Here is a 21,725-nt window from a genome sequence, read left to right as displayed (position 1 = left end):
GAGAATGCCGCCCTGCCATCGGCTTGATGGCACGACGCGCCCGTAGCTCAGCCGGATAGAGTAGTGGCTTCCGAAGCCATTGGTCGGGGGTTCGAATCCCTCCGGGCGCGCCACTTCTTCCCGACGGCGGGCCCTGCGTCCGCAGGCCCGACGCGTCCCGTCCGATGCCCCGATCCCCCGACGTCCCTTCGCCGCCCGCCATCGAACCGCGCTGGCGCGAGCGTCTGCGCCAGTATTGGCGGCTGGTGCGCGGCGATCGCCCGATCGGCTGGTTGCTGCTGCTGTGGCCCACGTGGTGGGGCCTGTGGCTCGCCGCCGACGGCCTGCCGCCGCTGTGGCCGCTGCTGGTGTTCTCGCTGGGCGTGTGGCTGACGCGGTCGGCCGGCTGCGTGATCAACGACTATGCCGATCGCTGGCTGGACGGCAGCGTGGAACGCACGCGCCATCGCCCGCTGGCCACCGGCGCCGTGTCCGGCCGCGAGGCGCTGGCGGTGTTCGCCGTGCTGATGCTGGTGGCCTTCGCGCTGGTGCTGACGCTGAACCGGTTGACCATCTACATGAGCGTGGTCGGGGTGTTTCTGGCCGCCAGTTACCCGTATCTGAAGCGCTACACCTACCTGCCGCAGGTCTATCTGGGGATGGCGTTCGGTTGGGGCATCCCTATGGGGTTCGCCGCCCTGACCGGCGGCGTGCCGCCGATCGCGTGGGTGCTGTACGTCGCCAACATCTTCTGGGCCACGGCCTACGACACCTGGTACGCGATGGTCGATCGTGAGGACGACATCCGCATGGGGGCCAAATCCACCGCAATCCTGTTCGGCGACATGGACCTGGTGGCGCAGGGCGTGCTGTACGCCTGCATGTTCGTCGCGCTGGCGCTGGTGGGGCGCGATGCCGCGCTGGGCCTGTGGTACTGGGCGGGATTGGGCACGGCCCTGGTGCTGGTGGCGTGGGAGTTCGGGCTGGCCCGTGGCCGCGACCGCGATGCTTGTTTCCGCGCGTTCCTGCACAACAACTGGGTGGGCCTGGCCATCTTCGCCGGTATCGCCCTGGACTTCGCCCTGCGCGCCAAGGTCGCCGCCGCCTGACCGTTGCCCTGCGCCGCTCACGCCACCCGCGCGCAGACCCACGCCTCCACCCGCGTCACGCCCTCCGCACGCAGCGCGCGTGCCGCCGCATGCAGGGTCGCGCCGGTGGTCATCACGTCATCGACCAGCACCACGTGGTGCGGGAGGGCGCTGCCGCAGGCGTCCACCCGGAACGCGTCCAGCAGGTTGCGCCGCCTGGCATCTGCGTCCAGCCGCGACTGCGCCCGGGTGGCGCGCGTGCGCCGCAGCAGGTCGGCGTGCAGCGGCAGGTGCAGGGCCCGGGCCAGCGGGCGTGCCAGTTCCAGCGCCTGGTCGTAGCCGCGCTGGCGCAGGCGCGCAGGATGCAGCGGCACTGGCACCAGTGCCTGCGGCCGGGGCAAGCCGGTGAAGCGATCGACCATGGCTTGTGCCAGCACCCGCCCGGCGGCGAAGTCCCGATGGAATTTCAGCCGCGGCAGCAGCCGGTCCAGCGGGAAGGTATAGGCGAACGCGGCGTGCGCGGCGTCCAGCGGCGGGGGCGCCGCGGTGCAGCTCGTGCAGGTGCCTGCGCGCGGCTGCGGCAGCGCGCAGCGCGGGCAGGCATGGCGGGGCGCCGGGAGGATGGCACGGCACGCTTCGCAGAGGTCGCAACCCGGCAGTCCGGGGTCGCCGCAGACCACGCAGCGTGGCGGCAGCAGCCAGCACAGCGGCGCGCCGTCAACTTTCCGCCAGGGCAATTGGTTGACGGTGCCGGCCATGCATTCCAGACTGCCGCCCTTGTCGCCCCGCGTCAGTCGGAAAACCCCTATGCCCCAGGTCGCCGCTTTCCCCATCCGCCACGACTGGTCCCGCGCCGAAGTCGAAGCCCTGTTCGATCTTCCCTTCCCCGAACTGCTGCATCGTGCCGGCACGGCGCACCGCCAGCATTTCGATCCGACTGAAGTGCAGGTGTCCACGCTGCTGTCGGTGAAGACCGGTGGCTGCCCGGAAGACTGCGGCTACTGCCCGCAGGCGGCGCGCTACCACACCGGGGTCGAGGCGACCAAACTGATGGAGACCGACGCGGTGGTGGCGCGAGCGCGCCAGGCCAAGGCCGCGGGCGCCTCGCGCTTCTGCATGGGCGCGGCCTGGCGCAGCCCGAAAGACCGCGACATCCCGAAGGTCGCGGCGATGATCCGCGAGGTGAAGGCGTTGGGCCTGGAGACCTGCGCCACGCTGGGCATGCTCAGCGGCACCCAGGCGCAGGCGCTGAAGGCTGCCGGCCTGGACTACTACAACCATAACCTTGACACCGATCCCGAGTACTACGGCGACATCATCCATACCCGCGAGGTGCAGGACCGACTGGACACGCTGGCCCACGTGCGCGACGCCGGTATGAAGACCTGCTGCGGCGGCATCGTCGGCATGGGCGAATCGCGTCGCCAGCGCGCCGGGTTGCTGCAGACGCTGGCCAACCTGCCGGCGCACCCGGACTCGGTGCCGATCAACCGGCTGGTGCAGGTGGAAGGCACGCCGCTCCACGGCACGGTTGAACTGGATCCGTTCGAGTTCGTCCGTACCGTCGCCGTCGCGCGGATCCTGATGCCGGCGTCGATGGTGCGGCTGTCGGCCGGCCGGGAATCGATGAGTGACGAGCTGCAGGCGCTGTGCTTCACTGCGGGCGCCAACTCCATCTTCTATGGCGAAAAACTCTTGACCACCGGCAACCCCGACACCGAGCGCGATCTTGCGCTGTTTGCGCGGCTGGGCCTGCGGCCCATGCCGGTGGAGGCGGCGCACGACGACCGCATCGACGCCTGCACGACCACCGTGCATGCGGGCATCACCGAAGCGGCCTGAGCAATGCCGCGCGAGGGCCTGTCCGATCGCGTCGCCGCCCTGCGCGAACGGCGCGCGGCCGCCCACCGGGTTCGCGTGCGGCGCACGGTGCTGCGCCGCGATGGCGTGCGCTGCGAGGTGATCGGCGAGGACGGCGCGCCGCGCTGGTTGCTGGATTTCTGCGGCAACGACTACCTGGGCCTGTCGCAGCAGTTCGCCGTCACCGGCGCGCTGCAGGACCTGGCCGCGCGCGAGGGCGCGGGCGGCATCGCCTCGCACCTGGTCTGCGGCCATCACGCCGTGCACGAAGCGCTGGAGCGCGAGGTCGCCGACTGGCTGGGCGTGCCGGCCGCGCTGCTGTTCGGCAGCGGCTACGCCGCCAACCTGGCAGTGCTGCAGGCGTTGTTGGGCAAGGACGATGTCTGCGTGCAGGACCGGCTCAACCACGCCAGCCTGATCGACGGCGCGCGCCTTGCCGGTTGCGCGCTGCGCCGTTACCCGCACGCCAATGCCGAGGGGGCGTTGCGGCAGCTGCGCGCGGCGCCCAATGGCGCGGCCCTGCTGGCCACCGATGGCGTCTTCAGCATGGACGGCGACGTGGCCCCGCTGCGCCAGTTGGCGCTGGTGGCCCGCGCCCAGCGCGCCACGCTGTACGTGGACGAAGCGCATGCCGCGGGCGTACTGGGCGAGGACGGCCGCGGCAGTATCGATGAGGCCGGTCTCCATGCTGACGCGGTGCCGCTGCGGCTGGTGACGCTGGGCAAGGCATTGGGCGGCTACGGTGCGGTCGTCGCCGGCGATGCCGACCTGGTCCGCCATCTGGCAGAAACCGCGCGGCCCTACATCTACACCACCGCGCTGCCGCCCGCGCTGGCGGCGGCCTCGCTGGCGGCAGTCCGGCTGGCCCGACGCGACCACTGGCGCCGCGAAAAGCTGGCCGCGCTGGTGCAGCGCTTCCGCGAGGGCGCCCAGCGGCGCGGGCTGCCGCTGCTGCCGTCGGACACGCCGATCCAGCCGTTGCCCTGCGGCGACGAGGCGCGCGCGCTGGCCATGGCCGCATCGCTGGAGCGCAAGGGCTGCTGGGTGGCGGCGATCCGCCCGCCCACCGTGCCGGAAGGCGGCGCACGCCTGCGCATCACGCTATCGGCCGCCCACGCCGAGGCCGACATCGACCGCCTGCTGGACGCACTGGCGGCGTCGCGCGACGCCACCCTGTAAGCCGCGCGGCGGCTACAGCCCGCCGATGCAGACGTACTTGATGTGGCTGTAATCGTCCAGTCCGTGCTGCGAGCCTTCGCGCCCGAACCCGGACTGCTTGATGCCCCCAAACGGCGCCACTTCGGTCGAGATCAAGCCGGTATTGAGGCCCACCATCCCGCACTCCAGCGCCTCGGCCACGCGCCAGGCGCGGGCGTTGTCGCGGGTGTAGAAATACCCGGCCAGGCCGTACTTGGTGGCATTGGCCAAGGCGATGGCCTCAGCCTCGGTCTTGAAGCGAAACAGCGGTGCCACTGGCCCGAACGTTTCCTCGTGCGCCAGTTGCATCTGCGGGGTGGCGTCCAGCAGCACCGTCGGCGCGTAGAACGTGCCGCTCAGCGCGTGACGGTGCCCGCCGGTCGCCACGCGTGCGCCATGCGCCAGCGCGTCGGCCACATGTGCCTCCACCTTCTCCAGCGCCTTGGCATCGATCAGCGGGCCCTGATCGGTCTCGCCGGTCAGCCCCGGCCCCACCCGCAACGCCTGCACGGCGGCCACCAGTTTTTCGGCAAACGCGTCGTACACCCCGTCCTGCACCAGCAGCCGGTTGGCGCAGACGCAGGTCTGCCCGCTGTTGCGGAACTTGCTGGCAATGGCGCCGGCCACCGCGGCGTCCAGGTCGGCATCGTCGAACACGATGAACGGCGCATTGCCGCCCAGCTCCAGCGACAGCCGCTTGAGGCCATCCGCGCATTGCGCCATCAGCCGGCGGCCGACCGCGGTGGAACCGGTGAAGCTGAGCTTGCGCACCTTCGGGTTGCAGGTCATCTCTGTGCCAATCGCTGCGGCATCGGCCCCGGTGACGATGTTCAACACGCCGGCGGGCAGGCCCGCAAGTTCGGCCAGCACCCCCAGTGCCAGCGCCGAGAACGGGGTCTGCACGGCGGGCTTGCACACCACCGTGCACCCGGCCGCCAGCGCCGCCGCCACCTTGCGGCCCAGCATGGCCGATGGGAAATTCCACGGCGTGATCGCCGCCACCACCCCCACCGGCTGGCGCAGGGCCAGCAGGCGCACACCTGGGACATGGCTGGGGATCACCTCGCCGTCCATCCGTTTGGCCTGCTCGCCGAACCATTCGAAATACCCCGCCGAATAGGCGATCTCGGCGCGTGCCTCGGCCAGCGGCTTGCCCTGCTCGGCGGTCATCAGCCGGGCCAGGTCCTCCTGGTGCGCCAGCATCAGGTCGTGCATCCGGCGCAGCACCTGCGCGCGTTCCTTGGCGGTCCTGGCGGCCCATGCCGGGAAGGCCGCATCGGCGGCGTCGATGGCCTGCCGCGTTTCGGCTGCGCCCATGTCGGGCACGGTGCCCAGCAGGGTGCCGTCGGCGGGGTTGTGGACGGCGCAGGTGCCGCCGCCGTCGGCCGTGCGCCAGGCGCCGGCGATGGGCGCGCGGTCGCGCCACAGGTCGGGATCGGCGAGGGTCGGGCGGGAGGCGGTGGTCACGGGCGGGCTCCTGTCGCGGCAACGAGGTCCACACGATACGGCGGTGGGCGTGAGCTTCGCGCGATAATGCGCGGCCCATGGCCCGCGCGACGGGCCGCCCGCGCCCCGCGGGCGAACGACAGGCGAGACGAATGAGCGCGTTGCACGTGGACATCCTGGGCAGCGGCCCGCCGCTGGTGCTGCTGCACGGCTGGGCGATGCACGGCGGCATCTTCGCGCCGCTGGTGGAGGCGCTGCGCGCCCACCGCACCCTGCACGTTGTCGACCTGCCCGGGCACGGCCACAGCCGCGGTGCCGCGGTGCCCCTGCGGCTGGACGACTGCGCCGCGGCCGTCCTCGACGCAGTGCCGGACGCCCCGTGGTGCGGCTGGTCGCTGGGCGGGCTGGTGGCGCTGCGCGCCGCCACGCTGCGGCCCGCGCGCGTGCCGGCGCTGGCGATGGTCTGCGCCACGCCGAAGTTCGTCGTCGCCGACGACTGGCCACAGGGCATGCCGGCGGCGGTGTTCCACGGTTTCGCCAATGGCCTGCACGACGATTGGCAGGGCACCATCGACCGTTTCATCGCGCTGGAGGCGTTCGGCTCCGACCACATGCGCGAGGAACTGCGGCTGCTGCGCGACGCGGTGCTCGCGCGCGGCGCGCCGTCGCCGCAGGTGCTGGCCGACGGCCTGCGCCTGCTGGAGGACGGCGACCTGCGCGCCGCCCTGCCCACGCTGGCCGTACCCAGCCTGTGGCTGGCCGGCCGCCGCGACCGCCTGGTGAATCCGCAGGCGATGCAGGCCGCTGCCGCGCTGGCGCCGGGCGCACGTTACGTGGAGGTCGAGCACGCCGGCCATGCCCCCTTCCTGACCCATGCCGACACGGTGGCCGCCGCGCTGCGCACATTCCTCGACGGGGTGCCGGCATGACCGCGCCGCTGTTCGATACCCGCCAGGTGCGCCGCGCGTTCTCGCGCTCTGCGCGCAGCTACGATGCCGTCGCCCAGCTGCAACGGTTGGCGGAGGCGCGGCTGCTGGAGTCGCTGGACTACTGGGATGACCCGGCGCTGGGGCGGTCGCCACCGCAGGTGGTGCTGGACCTGGGCTGCGGCACCGGCCACGCCAGCGGGTTGCTGCAGCAGCGTTGGCCGAAGGCGCAGGTGGTGTCGATGGATCTGGCCCTGCCGATGCTGCGCCAGGCGCGTGCGGCCACGATCCCCCGGTTGCCCGGGCTGGGCCTGCCCAACCCGCTGGCGCGCCGGCCGCAGCTGGTCTGCGCCGATGCCCGCGCACTGCCGCTGGCCGAGGGCAGCGTGGACATCCTCTTCTCCAACCTGTGCCTGCAGTGGGTGGAAGACCTCGGTGCGGTGCTGAACGGCTTCCGCCGCGTGCTCAAGCCACACGGCCTGCTGCTGTTCTCCACCTTCGGCCCGGAAACCCTGTGGGAGTTGCGTGATGCGTTCGCGCAGGCCGATGCCGCCCCGCACGTCAGTCCGTTCGTGGACACCGCCGGCGTCGGCGACGCGCTGGTCAACGCCGGCTTCTTCCAGCCGGTGGTGGACCGCGACGAGGAAACCACCGTCTACCCGGACCTGGCCGCACTGATGCGCGAACTGCGCGCGCTGGGTGCAACCAACGCGCTGGCTTCGCGCCGGGCCACGCTGACCGGACGCGGCCGCTTTGCCGCGGCCGCCACGGCGTACGAAGCGCACCGGTTCGATGCGGGCCTGCCGGCCACCTGGGAAATCATCAGCGCGATGGCATGGGCGCCGGCGCCGGGCGCGCCGATCCGCGAGAGCGGCATGGATCTGGCCGCGGTGCCCGTCTCACGCATTCCCATCCGCCGCCGCTGAGCGGCCAGGCAGGCATCTGCGAACACCGCGGAGATGTCCGTTGGCCATGGAGGGCCGACCATGCATTGATCGCGCAAGCCATCGGTGTGTGTCAGCCACGCGGGCTGGGCATGGGCTGACAATGCCAGAATGGCGTTGCTCAGATCGTCCTCAGGCCGCGCGCGCCAGCAGTGGCGTCAGCGCGTCAAGATCGACGTTGCCGCCCGACAGCACGATGCCCACCCGGCGCCCGGCGAACAGTTCGCGGTGCGCCAGCACGGCGGCCAATGCGATCGCCGACGACGGCTCCACCACCTGTTTGGTGCGGGTCCACAGCAGGCGCAGGGCGGCCACGGTGCGGGTGTCGTCCACCGTCAGCACCCGCGCCTGCGCCGCGCGCAGCAGGGTGAAGTTGATCGCGCCAAGGGTGCCGCGCAGGCCATCGCAGACGGTGTTGGGGACGAAGTCGTGGTCGAGCCGGCCCTGTGCGAACGAACGCGCGCCGTCGGCCGCACCCTCGGGTTCGGCCAGGAAGAGGGCGCAGCCCGGTGCCAGCGCGCGCATCGCCAGCGCGGTGCCCGCGGCCAGCCCGCCGCCGCCCAGCGGCACCACCAGCGCATCCAGATCCGGCTGCGCGGTCAGCAGTTCCAGCGTGGCGGTGCCCTGGCCCGCGATCACCCGCGGATCGGTGTAGGGATGCACCACCGTGGCGCCGGTGTCGGCCTGCACGCGCGCACAGGCGGCTTCGCGCGCGGCGATGGTGGCTGCGCACGGATGCAGTACCGCGCCGTAGTGTTCAATCGCCGCCAGCTTGGCGCGCACCGCGCCGTCCGGCACCACCACGTGGCAGGGAATCCCGCGCAGCCGCGCGGCCAGCGCCAGCGCGGCACCGTGGTTGCCGGAGGAATGCGTCACCACGCCGCGCGCGGCGGTGGCCTCGTCCAGCGCAAACACCGCGTTGCAGGCACCGCGGAACTTGAACGCCCCCACCCGCTGCAGGTGTTCGGCCTTGAAGTGCAGCGCCGCGCCTGCCTCCGCATCCAGTGCGCGTGAGTGCAGCACGGGCGTGGCATGGGCATACGGGGCGATACGTGCGGCGGCATCAAGGATGTCTTCGAACGCAGGCAAGGCGGGCGTGGTGTCGGTCATCGACGCATGCTAACGCACGCTTCCACTACCTCCGACGGGCTTGCTGCGGCGTGAAAACGTGATGGGTTGCACAGGCTGAACTGAAGATTGTCGAAAAATGGACCGGTAGCGTCACATCGCGCCGGTTCGCGTTACGCTAGGCGTGCCGGTGCCTTGCGGGATGTCCCGGATCCCCCCTGTTCCGTGTCCCGCAGGCACCGGCGCTTTCTTGGTGGCGCGCGCGGGGTGTGTGACGGCTATAGCCGCACCGGCGCCTTGATTGGCGCCATCGTGTGCAAAAAAGTGAGGGCCGGCTGTCCCCCGACAACCGGCCCTCGTAGCATCCCCGACCTGCGCAGGGTCGGCCCCTGTTCAGTCCGACCGTCGCCTTGCGGCGTGCCAGGTTGGGTGCCGCCCTGTATCAAGCAGGAACCGTGCCAACTCCGCGCCGCGTCCGTCCCGGCTGCGCGCGATAATGCCCCCATGAGTGACTCCTTCCACCGCTACGACGTCATCGTGATCGGCGGCGGCCATGCCGGCACCGAGGCGGCGCTGGCTGCCGCCCGCAGCGGTGCGCGCACGCTGCTGCTGACCCATTCCATCGAAACCGTGGGGGCGATGAGCTGCAACCCGGCGATTGGTGGCATCGGCAAGGGCCATCTGGTGCGTGAGATCGATGCGCTGGGCGGGATCATGGCGCGTGCGGCGGACGCCGCCGGGATCCAGTGGCGCACGCTCAATGCCAGCAAGGGGCCGGCGGTACGCGCCACCCGCTGCCAGGCCGACCGTGCGCTGTACCGCGCCTTCATCCGGCGTGCGGTGGAAACCCAGCCCAACCTGACCGTGTTCCAGGCCGCGGTGGATGACCTGATCATCGACCAGGACGCCGTGCATGGCGCCATCACCAACACCGGCCTGCGCTTTCACGCCCCGGCGGTGGTGCTCACCGCGGGCACGTTTCTGGCCGGGAAAATCCACATCGGCCAGACCCAGTACGCCGCCGGGCGCATGGGCGATCCGCCGGCCGTCACCCTGGCCCAGCGCTTGCGCGAAGGGCCGTTCACCGTGGCCCGGCTGAAGACCGGCACGCCGCCGCGCATCGACGGCCGCACGCTGAACTACGCGGTGATGACCGAACAGCCCGGCGACACCCCGCGGCCGGTGTTTTCGTTTATCGGCGCAGTGGAGGATCACCCGCGCCAGGTGTCGTGCTGGATCACCCACACCACCGAACACACCCACGCCATCATCCGCGCCGCGCTCGACCGCAGCCCGCTGTATTCCGGCCAGATCGAAGGGATCGGCCCGCGCTACTGCCCGTCGATCGAGGACAAAGTGGTGCGCTTTGCCGAGAAGGCCTCGCACCAGATCTTCGTCGAACCGGAAGGGCTGGACGTGGTGGAGATCTACCCGAACGGCATTTCCACCTCGCTGCCGTTCGACGTGCAGCTGGCGCTGGTGCGCAGCATCGTCGGCTTCGAGCAGGCGCACATCACCCGCCCCGGCTACGCCATCGAATACGACTTCTTCGATCCGCGCGGGCTGAAAGCCTCGCTGGAGACCAAGGCGGTGTCCGGGCTGTTCTTCGCCGGCCAGATCAACGGCACCACCGGCTACGAGGAAGCCGCCGCGCAGGGCTTGCTGGCCGGCATCAACGCCGCCCGCTATGTGCGCCAGCAGCCGGCCTGGACGCTCCGCCGCGACGAGGCCTACCTCGGCGTGCTGGTGGATGACCTGATCACCCACGGCACCAACGAGCCGTACCGCATGTTCACCAGCCGCGCCGAATACCGCCTGCAACTGCGCGAAGACAATGCGGACGCGCGGTTGACCCCCGTGGGCCGCGACCTTGGCCTGGTGGACGACGTGCGCTGGGAACGCTTTGCCCGCAAGCGCGACGCGGTGGTGGCCGAGACCGCGCGCCTGTCGGCGCTGTGGGCGGCGCCGAACAACGCGCTGGGGGCGGCCATCGCGCGCCATCTCGGCATCGAAGTCAGCCGCGAGAACAGCGCGCTGGACCTGCTGCGCCGGCCGGAGCTGGACTACGCCGCGCTGATGCGCGTGCCCGAGCTGGGCCCTGCGGTGGACGATGCCAAGGTGGCCGAGCAGGTGGAAATCGAAACCAAGTACGCCGGCTATCTCGACCGCCAGCGCGAGGAGATCGACCGCCAGCGCCGCAACGAAGCCACGGTGATCCCGGATGCGTTCGACTACGCGCAGGTGCGCGGCCTGTCGGCCGAGGTGCTGCAGAAGCTGCAGCGGGTGCGGCCGCAAACCGTGGGCCAGGCCCAGCGCATTCCCGGGGTGACGCCGGCGGCGATCTCGCTGCTGCTGGTGCACCTGGAGCGTGCGCGACGCGAACGCGCGGCCTGACGTCTGACGGCCGCTTCACCGGCCGCTGCCGCGCATGCAGGCGTTGCCCCCGCGATGCCCGCGATGCCCGCGCCGCGGGCGAGGCGTATCCTTCGCCCATGACCACGCGCACCGCTCTCGCCCTCACCCTTGCCTTTTCGTTGCCGCTGCTGGCCGCTTGCCAGCGCGATGCGGCGCCCGCGAAACCCGCCAACGGCGATTACGCCGTACAGACCTGGGCGCTGCCGGCCGAGGCCGGCTCGATGGCGCCCGACCTGGTGCTGGCACCCGGCGATCGCGTGCTGCTGAGCTGGATCAACCGCCGCGCCGGTCGCCGCAACGCGCTGCAGTTCGCTTCCTACAACGAGGAAGCGGGCTGGCAGAGCCAGCCGCGCACGATTGCCGTGGGCAATTCGCTGATTGCCAACGCGGCCGACACCCCGCACCTGCTGGCCACCCCGGACGGCGCGCTGTGGGCGCAGTGGCTGCAGCGCCAGCCCGATGACGCAGGCGGCTACGACGTGGTGCTGGCGCGGTCGCGCGACGGCGGCATGGGCTGGACCCAGATCACCCGGGTCAACGACGACGCGCGCCCGGTCGAGCACGGCTTCGCCGCGCTGTGGGCGGCAGGCGTGGACGCGCTGGGCATCGCCTGGCTGGACGGCCGCGCGCAGGACGTCGCGGGCGCTTCCGCCGCGACCGGCCACGCGGATCATGGCGGCGCCATGCAGTTGCGCGCCAACCGCTTCGACATGAGCCTCAACCGCGGCGTTGACGCCGTGGTGGACCCGCGCACCTGCGATTGCTGCCAGGTGGCGGTGGCGCAGACCGCGCGCGGGCCGCTGCTGGCCTGGCGTGACCGCGACGACGGCGAGGTGCGCGATATCGCCACCGCGCGCTTCGAAAACGGCGCCTGGACCGCACCCAAGGCCGTCCACGCCGACGGCTGGAAGATCGACGCCTGCCCGGTGGCCGGCCCGGCGCTGGCCGCGTCCGGCGATACCGTGGCGGTGGCCTGGTACAGCGAAGCCGGCGGCACGCCGACGCTGCGGCTGGCCCGCAGCACCAACGCAGGCGATGCCTTCGCCGCACCGGTGACGGTCGATGCCGGCGCGGGCGTGCTGGGTCGTGCCGCAGTGGCGCTGGACGCACGCCAGGTGTGGGTGGCATGGCTGCGCGAGGATGCGCAGGGACAGACGCTGATGCTGGCGCGTTACGCGCCGGATCTTGCCAAGCCGCTGCAGACGCTGCAGGTGGCGACGCTGCGCGCGCGCGGACTGGCCAGTGGCTATCCGAAGCTGGCGGTGGACGCGGGCGGCGCGTGGCTGGCGTGGACCGACGTGGGCGAAGACGGCGTGGCCCAATTGAAGGGCGCGCGCATCACCCGCTGACGGTGCGTTTCACTTCTCCGTGCGCCAGTTCACCGAGGCGCGGTTTTCGACCGTGGACGATTCGATCTGGATGTCGAAGCCCTTGCGCAGCAGGTACTTCAGCGTCACCACCTGGCCGGTGCCGAGCAGCGACACGCCGTAGCTGACGTAGAGCTTCGGCGACAGGTACTTGCCGATGCCCAGCACTTCCGCGCCGAGCGCGCGCGAGGTGCTCACGCCGGCGTCGTCCAGGCCGATGCGGGCGCCCAGCTGCGCGGTCAGCAGGCCCACGCCGGTATTGAGCGCGGATTTGGCCACGTCGAGCTGCTGCATTTCGCGGCTGCTCAGGCTGGGCAGCGGCCGGCCGAGGGTGAGGTAGGCCAATGCTTCCGACTGGCTCATCGCCGGGTTCGACCACACGCTGGCCTGCGGCGCGGAGGCGCGCCCGGACACCTGCACGCCCGCCACCACCTCGCCGATCTCGCGCTGGGCGCGGATATCCAGCAGCGGATCGCCCACCGCGGTGTTCGACCACACCAGCCGGCCGCGGGTGATCTGCAGGTCCTGGCCGTAGGCGCGGTAGCGGCCGCCCACGTCCAGCGCGCCGGTGGCGCGCATGGCCTGGCCCGGCGGCTGGCGCACCCGCAGGTTGCCGCCCAGCGTGCCGGTGAGCCCATAGCCGTCGATGCGCACCCGCTCGCCCAGGGCGACCGCGATGTCCAGGTCCAGCGCCAGCGGCGCGGCGGCGGCCTTCTGCGGGTCTGCCGGATCCAGCACCACCACGTCGGGCGAGGCCGACACGCCCATGTCCAGCCGTTCCAGGTGCAGGTCCGCCTCCGGCACCGCCACCGTGCCGCGCACCTCCAGCGGCGTGCCGGCGCGGTAGCGCACCGTGATGTCGGGCGAGGCGAGGATGCGTGCTTGGCGGGTATCGGCCAGCAGGACGTCCGTGCCGCGCAGGGTGAGCTGCAGCGGCGTGGCGTCGTCCTGCCCGCCCAGGCTGCCGTCCACCTGCAGCACGCCCTGCCCGGTCCTCAGCCGGCCCTGGATGCGCGCGCTGCCGTCTTCCAGCGCCTGCAGGCCGATATCGCCGTCCTGGAGGGCGATCCCCAGCGCGGGCAGCTCGGCCGAGAAGCGCTGCAGGCGGCCGCTGCCCCCAAGGCGCGGCTGGCCGAGGGTGCCGCCCAGCCGCAGGTCCACGTCCAGCCGGCCGGTGGGCTCCACCAGGTCCGGCGAGAACAGCTCCAGCCAGGTCAGTGCGCCGGTGCCTGCCGCCAGCGTGCCGGACAGCGGCGCATAGGCGTCGTAACCGGTGGCGATGCGGGCGTCCACGCGGCCGTCCCGGTCCAGCGCAGCGCCCAGTGAGGCCTCGATGCGGTGCGGGTCCAGCGTCGCTTCCAGCCGCAGATCGCGGTAGCCCAGCAGGTTGCGGCGCGCGCGCGCGAGGTGGCGCACGCCACCGCTGGCCGAGGTGACCAGCACATTGGCCTGCCAGGCGCCGGCGGCCGGGCGCATGCGGGCGGCCAGGTCGACGGTGCCGTCGAAGGCCCACGGCCGTCCGTCCTCGCGCTTTGGCAGCCAGTCGGAGGCCAGCGCCAGCGGCAGCGCGTCGCCCTGCAGGTCCAGTCCGCGCCGCGGCCAGTCGGCGCTGGCGCAGAGCGCGCCACCCAGCGCGGACTGCAGGCAGGTGGCGGCCAGCGTGCCGTTGCGGCCATCCCAAGCCCAGCTGGCCGGCTGTCGCAGCGTCCAGGCCGCAGCGGCAGCAGGGGTGAGCACGGCGCGCGCCAGGTCGCCCTGCCAGCGCGCGCCCTGCTTGCGGGCGCTGCCGGCCAGCGCCAGCGATGCGCTGGCGTTGCCGGCATCCACCTCGAAGCGCAGCCGTTCCACCGCACCGCGCAGCGTGGCGCGCAGGCGGGTCAGCGGGACGCCGGCCTGTACGCCGTCGGCCTCGACGACCAGCGCGCCATCGCCCTGCCGCCACGGCAGCCTGCCATTGGCTTGCAGCCGTGCCGCGCGGTAGTCGCCGAACGCCAGATCGCTGCCGGCCAGATCCACCGCCACGTCGGGCGCGTTGCGGGCGCCACGGAGTTTCAGGGCGCCGCGCAGCACGCCCGCGCCATCGGGCAGCAGGTCGTTAAGCCGCAGTGGCGCGACCGTGGCATCCACGTCGAAGGTCGAGGCGATACGGCCATGGGCGGCGATGCGGCTGCCGCCCAGCGCCAGCGCGATGTCGCCGGCAACGGCATCGCCGTCGAGGGTGATCTGTCCATACCCGGACAGCGTGCGCCGACGCAGCGTGCCGCCAAGATCCCGCGCGTCCACCTCCGCCCGCAGGCGACCGTCGTCGTGCTGGGTGCCGGTGCTGCGCAGACGGCCGTTGATCGCGCCCGGCCAGTCCGGCGCGAAATACCCGGGGTCGAAGCCGGCCAGCGTGGTCGTCGCGGTCCAGGACAGGCGCGGCGCCCACGCGATCTCGCCCTGGCCCGCCAGCCGCCCCTGCGGCATCGTCGCCGTCAGCGCGTCGATCCGCAGCGCGTTGCGGTTGCCCAGGCCGGCGAGGTCCACGGTCGCGCGTTCGTCGCCGCGTTGCAGGCGCGCCTGCCCTTTCACGGCCCAGCGTTCAAGGCGGCCGGCCACGCCGAGGTCGGCATCGCCGGTGAGCGTGGTGGCGCCATCGGCGCTGGTCCAGCGCAACCGGCGCGCGTTGACGGCCAATTTCAATGCAGTGTTCGCGGGGTCGCGCAGGTCGGCGCTGCCGTTGGCGGTCACGCGGCCGCCCAGCACGTCCACCACCAGCGGCTGCAGCTGAAGCTGCTGGTCCTGCAACTGCAGTTTCGATGGCAGCACCGCCAGCGCGAAGCCCCCCCGCTGCAGCGTGCCCTGCAGCTGCACGTTGCCGCCGCTGCCGCCGGCCTTAAGCTTGAGGCGCAGCGGCACGCCCGTCCCGTCGCCGGCCAGCAGGCTGATATCGAGTGCCTCGCTGCCGGCATCCAGCTGCCAGCGGGGTGCGTCCGCATTCCCTTGCAGCATCAGCGTGGCCCGCAGCGGCGCAGGTGCACGCCCGCCGATACCCACCACCATCCGCGTCAGGTCGCCACGCGCCACAAGCCCCAACCGTGCCGGGGTGATGCCAGTGGGTGCAGGCAGCACGGCGGTGGCGACCAGATCGCTGTGGAAGTTGTGGCGTGGCGCGTAGTCGCCGTGCAGGGTGAAGCGGCCGCGGTCGCTGTCCATCGTCAGGCGCTCCACGTGCAGCGCCCCGCGGCGCGCCTCCAGCCCGCCGCGTGCGCGCCGGATGTCGATCACGGATTGACCTTGCTGCAGCACATGCAGCCCGTCGATGCGGATTGCGTCGGCGCGCAGGTCCAGCGGCGGCTCGATCTGCGGGAGCACGTCCGGCCAGCGGGGCAGTTCGAACGGCGTGTCGCTGCGCGGCAGGTCGAGCGTGGCATCAGTGATGTCCAGCGAATCCAGCCGCAGGGTGCGCCCCAGCAACGGCCGCAGTGCCGGGTCCAACACCACCGTGCGCGCGTCGAAGGTGATGGTGCCCATCGCGCAGCTCGCCTTGGGCGTGGGCACGCAATCGGGATCGCGCTGGCGCGGCATCGCGAAATGCACGCCGTGCAGGACCAGCGGCCCCGCCACCAGCCCCTCGGCCTTGGACCACGTCAGCACCGCGCCGGCCGGCAGGCGCGATGCGATCTGACCAAGCAGGAAGTCGCGGCCAGCGAGCGTTGCCACCAGCCAGTAGGCCAGTGCCATCGCCATCACCCCGGCCAGTATGGTGGCAATGGCGCTGCGCAGCAGGACCTTGCGGCGGCGGCGCTGGCGCAGCGTGCGCAGCTCGACGATGCGGGCCTCGCGCTGCGCCGGGGTGGCGTCGGCGGGCAGCGGAGCGAGCCCATAGCGGCGGTCGCGCAGGTAGCGGTCGCGCCAGCTCACAGGTCGGCGCCGATGTTGAGGTAGATGGCGAACGGCGAGTCGGGTGCGTTCAGCCCGCGTGCGACGTCGATGCGCACCGGCCCCACCGGCGAACGCCAGCGCAGGCCGATGCCGACGCCGGTGTGCAGGTCGGGCGTGCGGCCCTCGAAGGCGCTGCCGGTGTCCACGAACACCGCGGCGCCCCACGGGCCCCGGAAGTAGCGTTCGGCTTCGAGGCTGGCAATGAGCACGTTCGGCGCGCCGGTGAAGTAGTCGCCGCCACCGGTGACGATGCGCGGACCGATTTCGTGCCAGCCATAGCCGCGCACGCTGCGGTCGCCGCCAGCGTAGAAACGCAGGCTGGGCGGCAGGTCCAGCACGTCGCGGGTGAAGGTGTGGCCCAGCTCGCCGCGTGCGATCAGGCGGCTGTCCCCCCCCAGGCCGCGGAACCACTGCGCGCTGGCGTGCAGCTGGGTGAAGGTGGCCTTGCCGTCCGCACCGCCGCTGCCGCCGCGCAGGGTGAGGCTGAGCCCGCCGCCGCGCCGCGGCGCCAGGCGGTCGTCCACGTCGATGAAATCGGCGCGCAGCTCGGGGAACACGAAGCTGGCGAACTGGAACGTCGGCGTGGGCCGGGTCAGGCTGGCGTAGGCCCAGCGTTCGCGCAGCACGTGCACCGAGGCCGACAGCGCCAGCCGCGCGCTGTACTGCCCGGTGCGGCTGGCCACCAGTTCCAGTCGGCGGCTGTTGATGTAGTTGTTGACCTCGTCGGCCGCCTGCAGGGTGGCCGTGTACCAGCCGTCCAGCCAGGCGAAGGCCGGGACCCGGTACTGCACGGTGGCGGTCTTGCGCTTGTTGGCGTAGTCGAGCTGGGCCAGCGCCTTGTGCCCGCGGGAGTTCAGGTAGCGGCGCTCGATGCCCAGGCTGATGCCGGCGCCGCTGAGCGTGCCGTAGCTGGCGCCGGCGCTGTAGATGCTGCGCTTGGCTGGGGTCAGTTGCACGTCCACCGGCACGTGTCCGTCCTGGGCCTCGGCGGGAACCGCCTGCACGTCCACCAGGCCGAAGTAGTCCAACCCCACCAGCGAGGTGCGCAGGCGATCCAGCATCGCCTCGTCGTAGGGTGCGCCAGGCGTCCACGGCACCAGCTTGGCCAGCAGCCGGGGGCGGATCACCGCGCTGGGCACCTGCGAGAAGCGCGCATCGCCCAGCGCGTAGCGATTGCCGCTGGTCCAGCGCAGCGCTAGGTCCGCGGCATGGTCGGCGCGGGTCACCTCCACGCGGTGGATGGCCGGTGCCGCGTCGAAATAGCCGTGGCGCGCCAGCGCCGCGTCCACCTGCGCCTTGCCGGCTTCGTAGCGGGCATGGTCCAGGATCTCGCCGGCGCGCGGGTGGAAGCCGTCCAGCGCCGCCACCACGCCGGCATCGCTGCCGCCGGGGCCGTCCACGCCCAGGTCGAACCCGCGCACCCGCACCGGCGTGCCGGGCGTGATCTGCAGGGTGATGGTCAGGCTGCGGTCGCGATGCGCGCTTGCAGCATGCGCCTCCGCCTCGTCGCCGGTGTCGTCGGTGTCGTCGTCCTGCCCGTCGCCTGTGTCCGGGTTGTCGTTGGCGTTGCCGGGGCGGTCGCTGCGAGTAAGGGTGACAGTCGGGTCGTAGTAGCCGAAGGGCTCCAGTGCCTGCCGCGTCTCGTCTTCCGCCACGCGCAGCAGGTAGCCCAGCCGGCGCGGCCGCACGTCCTTGCCCAGCGCATCGCTGAGCGACAGCGCGCTGCGCACGTTGGCTTCCATCGCTGCGTCGGGCAGGCCGCGAATTTCAATCCGGGTCACCTTGGCCGCCAGCGCCGGCATGGCGGCCAGGCAACAGAACAGGAACAGTGTCGGGCGCGCGCGGCGGGGTGGCATCGGCGCAGGATACCGATGCGGTGTCAAAGTGTGATTAACGGCAGCGTCAGTGCGCGCCGCCGCGACCGCTTACTGCAGCCAGGCCTTGATCCTGCGCTTGAGCCAGCCGTCGTGGGTGCCGCCCTGGCGCGGCCGCTTGTAGGTGTCCAGGTAATGGCGCACGTGCCGGGCATAGGACTTGTCGTCGCCGCGGATGTGGTTGAACAGCCAGCGCGCCAGCATGCCCTTCAGTTCGCCGGCGATGTCCTCGCCCGCGTCAAACCGCATGCGGTATTCGCTGACGCGGCGCACGAACATCTCGTGTACGCGCTTGTGTGCCGGCCCGAAGGTGTAGCCGGACTCTTCCATCAGCTCTTCTTCGAACGCGAAGTGCGAGAGGGTGTAGTCGACCAGCTCCTCCAGCACGGCCGCCTGGTCGTCGCGGGTGGTCGCCTCGGCGAGCTGGTTGATCAGCGCCACGATGCGGTGGTGCTGCTGGTCGATGACATCGATGCCGGTGTCGAGTTCGGCTTGCCACACAAGCAGGGCCATGGGGTGCTCCGGAAAATTTTCCGGGCACCTTAGGTCCGCATGCCGACGTGCGTGTTGACCGCGATCAAAGTCGGGTCAGGCGGACAGATGCTCGATCGCCGCTACGCTGCTCAGGCGGTCCGCCAGCCGCTTCAGCAGGGCCAGGCGGTTGCCGCGCACGGCCGGGTCGTCGGCGTTGACCATCACCGCGTCGAAGAACGCGTCCACCTGCGGGCGCAGTCGCGCCAGATGCGACAGCACGTCCACGTAGTCGCCACGCGCCAGCGCCGGACCGGTTTCCGCATAGGCGGCTTCCACCGCCTCGGCCAGCGCACGCTCGGCCGCTTCGGTCATCAGCGCCGGGTCTTCCATGCCCGGGATGGCGATGTCGGCCTTCTTCAGGATGTTGCCGATGCGCTTGTTGGCGGCGGCCAGCGCGGCGGCCTCCGGCAGCTGCGCGAAGGTGCCGATGGCATCGAGGCGGCGGTCGAAGTCGTACAGCGAGGCGGGCTTCCATTCCGCGACCGCGTTGAAGTGCGAGGCCGGCACGCCCTTGTCGGCGTAGTAGCCGCGCAGGCGGTCGAGGATGAAGTCGTAGAGCTCCGACGGGTCGGCCTGCACGTTCCGTGTTGCCAGCGCTTCATTCGCCTTTGCCAGTAGCGCCTTCAGGTCGAGTTCGAACCCGCTCTCGATGATCGTCCGCGCCAGCCCCAGCGCATTGCGGCGCAGCGCGAACGGGTCCTTATTGCCGGTCGGCTTGAGGCCCGCGGCGAAGCCGCCGGCCAGGGTATCCAGGCGCTCGGCGATGGCCAGCACCTTGCCCAGCATGGATGCCGCGATGTCGTCGGCGGCAAAGCGCGGGCGGTAGGCTTCGTCGATCGCCAGCGCCACCGCGTCCGGCTCGCCCGCGTGCTGCGCGTAGTAGCGGCCGGCGATGCCCTGCAGCTCGGGGAACTCGTTGACCATGCGGCTTTGCAGGTCGTTCTTGGCCAACTGCGCCGCGCGCCGGGCCTGTGCCGGGTCGGCGCCGACCTGCGCGGCGATGGTCTCCACCAGCGCCGCCACGCGCGCCACCTTGTCGGCCACGCTGCCCAGCTTGGCTTGGTAGGTGACGGCCTTCAGGCCCTCGCCCATCGATTCCAGGCCCTGCTTCAGGTCCTCGTCAAAGAAGAACTTGGCATCGCTGAAGCGCGGGCGGATGACCCGCTCGTAGCCCTTGCGGATTTCTGCAGGGTCCTTGGATTCGATGTTGGCGATGCCGATGAAGTGTTCGGTCAGCCGGCCCTGCGTGTCCAGCACCGGGAAGAATTTCTGGTTGGCCTCCATCGTCTCGACCAGCGCTTCCTGCGGCACCGCCAGGAAGTCGCGCTCGAAGGTGCAGGCCACCGCCACCGGCCATTCGTTGAGGCAGTTCACCTGCTCCAGATTGTCGGCGTCGATGCGCGCGCTGCCGCCGGCATGGCGTGCGGCGGCTTCGACCTCGGCGACCACGCGCGCGCGGCGCTCGTCGGGATCGACCAGCACGAACGCCTGGCGCAGCGCTTCCACGTAGTCCTGCGGCTGCGCGATGGCGACGTCGCCCGGCGCGTGGAAGCGGTGGCCGCGCGACTGCCGGCCGGCGCGGATGCCCAGCGCCTGCACATTGGCCACGGTGCTGCCCAGCAGCGCCACCAGCCAGTGCAGCGGGCGGGCGAAGCCGTAGGCGTGGTCGCCCCAGCGCATCGGCTTGGGAATGGGCATCGCGGCCAGCGCGTCGTCCAGCACGCCCTGCAGCAGGTCCAGGGTCAGCGCCCCCGGCGTGGTGGCGCGATGCACGAAGCGCTCGCCCTTGGCGTCGGCGACTTTCTCCAGCTGCGTCCAGTCCACCCCGGCCTTGGCGGCGAAGCCTTGCAGCGCCCTGGTGGGCTGGCCCTCTGCGTCCAGCGCGATGTTGAGGTAGGGGCCCAGCACTTCGGAGGTCTGCGGCGGCTGTTCCACCGCCACGCCCGGCAGCAGCACCGCCAGCCGGCGCGGCGAGTACAGCGGCTTGGCATCGCCGTGCTCGACGGCGATGCCGCGCTTCTCCAGCGCAGCGATCACGCCATCGAAAAACGCCTGCGCCAACCCCGGCAGCGCCTTGACCGGCAACTCCTCGGTGCCCAGTTCAATCAGCAACGGTTGCATGCTCATGCCGCGGCCTCCGGATGGGTGGCGGGGCGCTTCAGGCCGGGAAACCCGAGTTTTTCTCGCTGCGCGTAATACGCCTCCGCCACCGCCTGCGCCAGTTTTCGCACGCGCAGGATGTAGCGCTGACGCTCGGTCACGGAGATCGCGCGGCGCGCATCCAGCAGGTTGAAGCTGTGGCTGGCCTTGGTGACCTGCTCGTAGGCCGGCAGCGGCAGGCCGGCTTCGACCAGCTTCATCGCTTCCGCCTCGCAGGCGTCGAAGCGGTGGAACATCTCGGCCACGTCCGCGTGCTCGAAGTTGTAGGCGCTCTGCTCGACCTCGTTCTGGTGATAGACATCGCCGTAGGTCACCGGCAGGCCGTCCGGGCCATAGGTCCAGATGAGGTCATAGACGTTGTCGCAGTTCTGCAGGTACATGCACAGGCGTTCGAGGCCATAGGTGATCTCGCCCAGCACCGGGCGGCACTCCAGCCCGCCGGCCTGCTGGAAGTAGGTGAACTGGGTCACCTCCATGCCGTTCAGCCAGACCTCCCAGCCCAGGCCCCAGGCGCCCAGCGTGGGCGATTCCCAGTTGTCCTCGACCAGACGCAGGTCGTGCACCAGCGGGTCGATGCCCAGCGCCTTCAGGGAGTCGAAGTACAGCGCGACGATGTTGTCGGGCGATGGCTTCATCACCACCTGGAACTGGTAATAGCGCTGCAGGCGGTTGGGGTTCTCGCCGTAGCGGCCGTCGGTGGGGCGGCGGGAGGGCTGCACATAGGCGGCGTTCCACGGTTCCGGCCCGAGCGCGCGCAGGAAGGTGGCGGGGTGGAAGGTGCCTGCACCCACTTCCAGGTCCAGCGGCTGGATCAGCACGCAGCCCTGCTCCGCCCAGTAGGCGTTGAGGCGCGAGACGAGTTGCTGGAAAGTGATCGGAACGCGGTCGGCGGCCATCTGCAGGGAACACGGCGAGGTGGCCGGATAGTATAAATGCCGCGCTT

Annotated in this window: 15 protein-coding genes and 1 tRNA gene; 8 read left to right on the top strand and 8 right to left on the bottom strand. The window is 71.4% G+C overall.

Going from position 1 to position 21,725, the window contains the following annotated elements; genetic code table 11:
• Positions 1–36: 36 nt before the first annotated feature.
• Positions 37–113: transfer RNA gene (locus tag ACK4SG_RS09550), tRNA-Arg, on the top strand.
• Between the two features lie 51 nt (positions 114–164).
• Positions 165–1,088, top strand: coding sequence for a 4-hydroxybenzoate octaprenyltransferase (gene ubiA / locus ACK4SG_RS09545; protein ID WP_409601507.1), 924 nt, complete (start codon positions 165–167; stop codon positions 1,086–1,088).
• Positions 1,089–1,105: 17 nt separating this feature from the next.
• Here ubiA and ACK4SG_RS09540 read toward each other — a convergent pair whose 3' ends face one another.
• The gene (locus ACK4SG_RS09540) at positions 1,106–1,825 is read right to left on the bottom strand and encodes a ComF family protein (protein ID WP_409601506.1); all 720 of its coding nucleotides are present in this window, start codon (positions 1,823–1,825) and stop codon (positions 1,106–1,108) included.
• Between the two features lie 49 nt (positions 1,826–1,874).
• Between ACK4SG_RS09540 and bioB the strand changes: the two genes are divergently transcribed.
• Together bioB and bioF are read left to right on the top strand one after the other, a co-directional pair.
• Positions 1,875–2,909, top strand: a complete 1,035-nt coding sequence (gene bioB, locus ACK4SG_RS09535; protein WP_409601505.1) for a biotin synthase BioB — start codon at positions 1,875–1,877, stop codon at positions 2,907–2,909.
• Between the two features lie 3 nt (positions 2,910–2,912).
• Entirely contained in the window at positions 2,913–4,106 is a 1,194-nt protein-coding gene (gene bioF, locus ACK4SG_RS09530; RefSeq protein ID WP_409601504.1) for an 8-amino-7-oxononanoate synthase, read from the top strand.
• Between the two features lie 12 nt (positions 4,107–4,118).
• Here bioF and ACK4SG_RS09525 read toward each other — a convergent pair whose 3' ends face one another.
• Positions 4,119–5,591, bottom strand: a complete 1,473-nt coding sequence (locus tag ACK4SG_RS09525) for an NAD-dependent succinate-semialdehyde dehydrogenase (RefSeq protein WP_409601503.1) — start codon at positions 5,589–5,591, stop codon at positions 4,119–4,121.
• A 140-nt stretch (positions 5,592–5,731) separates the two neighbouring features.
• Between ACK4SG_RS09525 and bioH the strand changes: the two genes are divergently transcribed.
• Positions 5,732–6,499, top strand: a complete 768-nt coding sequence (gene bioH, locus ACK4SG_RS09520) for a pimeloyl-ACP methyl ester esterase BioH (protein ID WP_409601587.1) — start codon at positions 5,732–5,734, stop codon at positions 6,497–6,499.
• Positions 6,496–7,422, top strand: coding sequence for a malonyl-ACP O-methyltransferase BioC (gene bioC, locus ACK4SG_RS09515; protein WP_409601502.1), 927 nt, complete (start codon positions 6,496–6,498; stop codon positions 7,420–7,422). Before bioH ends, bioC begins: the two co-directional genes overlap by 4 nt.
• Before the next feature lie 150 nt (positions 7,423–7,572).
• Here bioC and ACK4SG_RS09510 read toward each other — a convergent pair whose 3' ends face one another.
• On the bottom strand, positions 7,573–8,550 hold the full coding sequence (locus ACK4SG_RS09510; protein WP_409601501.1) for a pyridoxal-phosphate dependent enzyme: 978 nt from the start codon (positions 8,548–8,550) through the stop codon (positions 7,573–7,575).
• A gap of 462 nt (positions 8,551–9,012) precedes the next feature.
• On the opposite strand from ACK4SG_RS09510, the gene mnmG reads away from it, so the two are divergent.
• The gene (gene mnmG / locus ACK4SG_RS09505) at positions 9,013–10,902 is read left to right on the top strand and encodes a tRNA uridine-5-carboxymethylaminomethyl(34) synthesis enzyme MnmG (protein ID WP_409601500.1); all 1,890 of its coding nucleotides are present in this window, start codon (positions 9,013–9,015) and stop codon (positions 10,900–10,902) included.
• A 98-nt stretch (positions 10,903–11,000) separates the two neighbouring features.
• Positions 11,001–12,272: a sialidase family protein gene (locus tag ACK4SG_RS09500; protein ID WP_409601499.1), complete on the top strand. Its 1,272-nt coding sequence runs from the start codon at positions 11,001–11,003 to the stop codon at positions 12,270–12,272.
• Positions 12,273–12,281: 9 nt separating this feature from the next.
• Here the strand turns inward: ACK4SG_RS09500 and ACK4SG_RS09495 are convergent, their stop codons facing one another.
• From ACK4SG_RS09495 to glyQ, 5 genes are all read right to left on the bottom strand, one after another.
• Complete coding sequence (locus ACK4SG_RS09495) at positions 12,282–16,193, bottom strand: translocation/assembly module TamB domain-containing protein (protein WP_409601498.1); 3,912 nt, start codon at positions 16,191–16,193, stop codon at positions 12,282–12,284.
• A complete protein-coding gene (locus ACK4SG_RS09490; protein WP_409601497.1) occupies positions 16,190–18,070 on the bottom strand; it encodes an autotransporter assembly complex protein TamA in 1,881 nt (626 codons plus the stop codon). Before ACK4SG_RS09490 ends, ACK4SG_RS09495 begins: the two co-directional genes overlap by 4 nt.
• A gap of 69 nt (positions 18,071–18,139) precedes the next feature.
• The gene (locus ACK4SG_RS09485; protein ID WP_409601496.1) at positions 18,140–18,601 is read right to left on the bottom strand and encodes a bacteriohemerythrin; all 462 of its coding nucleotides are present in this window, start codon (positions 18,599–18,601) and stop codon (positions 18,140–18,142) included.
• A gap of 75 nt (positions 18,602–18,676) precedes the next feature.
• Complete coding sequence (glyS, locus tag ACK4SG_RS09480; protein ID WP_409601495.1) at positions 18,677–20,749, bottom strand: glycine--tRNA ligase subunit beta; 2,073 nt, start codon at positions 20,747–20,749, stop codon at positions 18,677–18,679.
• Complete coding sequence (gene glyQ, locus ACK4SG_RS09475) at positions 20,746–21,678, bottom strand: glycine--tRNA ligase subunit alpha (RefSeq protein WP_409601494.1); 933 nt, start codon at positions 21,676–21,678, stop codon at positions 20,746–20,748. The genes glyS and glyQ overlap by 4 nt, the downstream gene beginning before the upstream one ends.
• Between the last annotated feature and the right edge of the window lie 47 nt (positions 21,679–21,725).

It is taken from the genome of Thermomonas sp. (genome assembly GCF_046293095.1).
Lineage (GTDB): Bacteria > Pseudomonadota > Gammaproteobacteria > Xanthomonadales > Xanthomonadaceae > Thermomonas.
The sequence above is the reverse complement of the archived record's forward strand: the minus strand, read 5'-3'. Positions and strand labels throughout refer to the sequence as shown.

Bases quoted from the DNA above. Each gene is read 5' to 3' on its own strand.
- ACK4SG_RS09500 (WP_409601499.1), top strand. From the start codon at position 11,001: ATGACCACGCGCACCGCTCTCGCCCTCACCCTTGCCTTTTCGTTGCCG.
- ACK4SG_RS09540 (WP_409601506.1), bottom strand. From the start codon at position 1,825: ATGGCCGGCACCGTCAACCAATTGCCCTGGCGGAAAGTTGACGGCGCG.
- mnmG (WP_409601500.1), top strand. From the start codon at position 9,013: ATGAGTGACTCCTTCCACCGCTACGACGTCATCGTGATCGGCGGCGGC.
- bioB (WP_409601505.1), top strand. From the start codon at position 1,875: ATGCCCCAGGTCGCCGCTTTCCCCATCCGCCACGACTGGTCCCGCGCC.
- glyS (WP_409601495.1), bottom strand. From the start codon at position 20,749: ATGAGCATGCAACCGTTGCTGATTGAACTGGGCACCGAGGAGTTGCCG.
- bioF (WP_409601504.1), top strand. From the start codon at position 2,913: ATGCCGCGCGAGGGCCTGTCCGATCGCGTCGCCGCCCTGCGCGAACGG.
- ACK4SG_RS09510 (WP_409601501.1), bottom strand. From the start codon at position 8,550: ATGACCGACACCACGCCCGCCTTGCCTGCGTTCGAAGACATCCTTGAT.
- ubiA (WP_409601507.1), top strand. From the start codon at position 165: ATGCCCCGATCCCCCGACGTCCCTTCGCCGCCCGCCATCGAACCGCGC.
- bioC (WP_409601502.1), top strand. From the start codon at position 6,496: ATGACCGCGCCGCTGTTCGATACCCGCCAGGTGCGCCGCGCGTTCTCG.
- glyQ (WP_409601494.1), bottom strand. From the start codon at position 21,678: ATGGCCGCCGACCGCGTTCCGATCACTTTCCAGCAACTCGTCTCGCGC.
- ACK4SG_RS09485 (WP_409601496.1), bottom strand. From the start codon at position 18,601: ATGGCCCTGCTTGTGTGGCAAGCCGAACTCGACACCGGCATCGATGTC.
- ACK4SG_RS09490 (WP_409601497.1), bottom strand. From the start codon at position 18,070: ATGCCACCCCGCCGCGCGCGCCCGACACTGTTCCTGTTCTGTTGCCTG.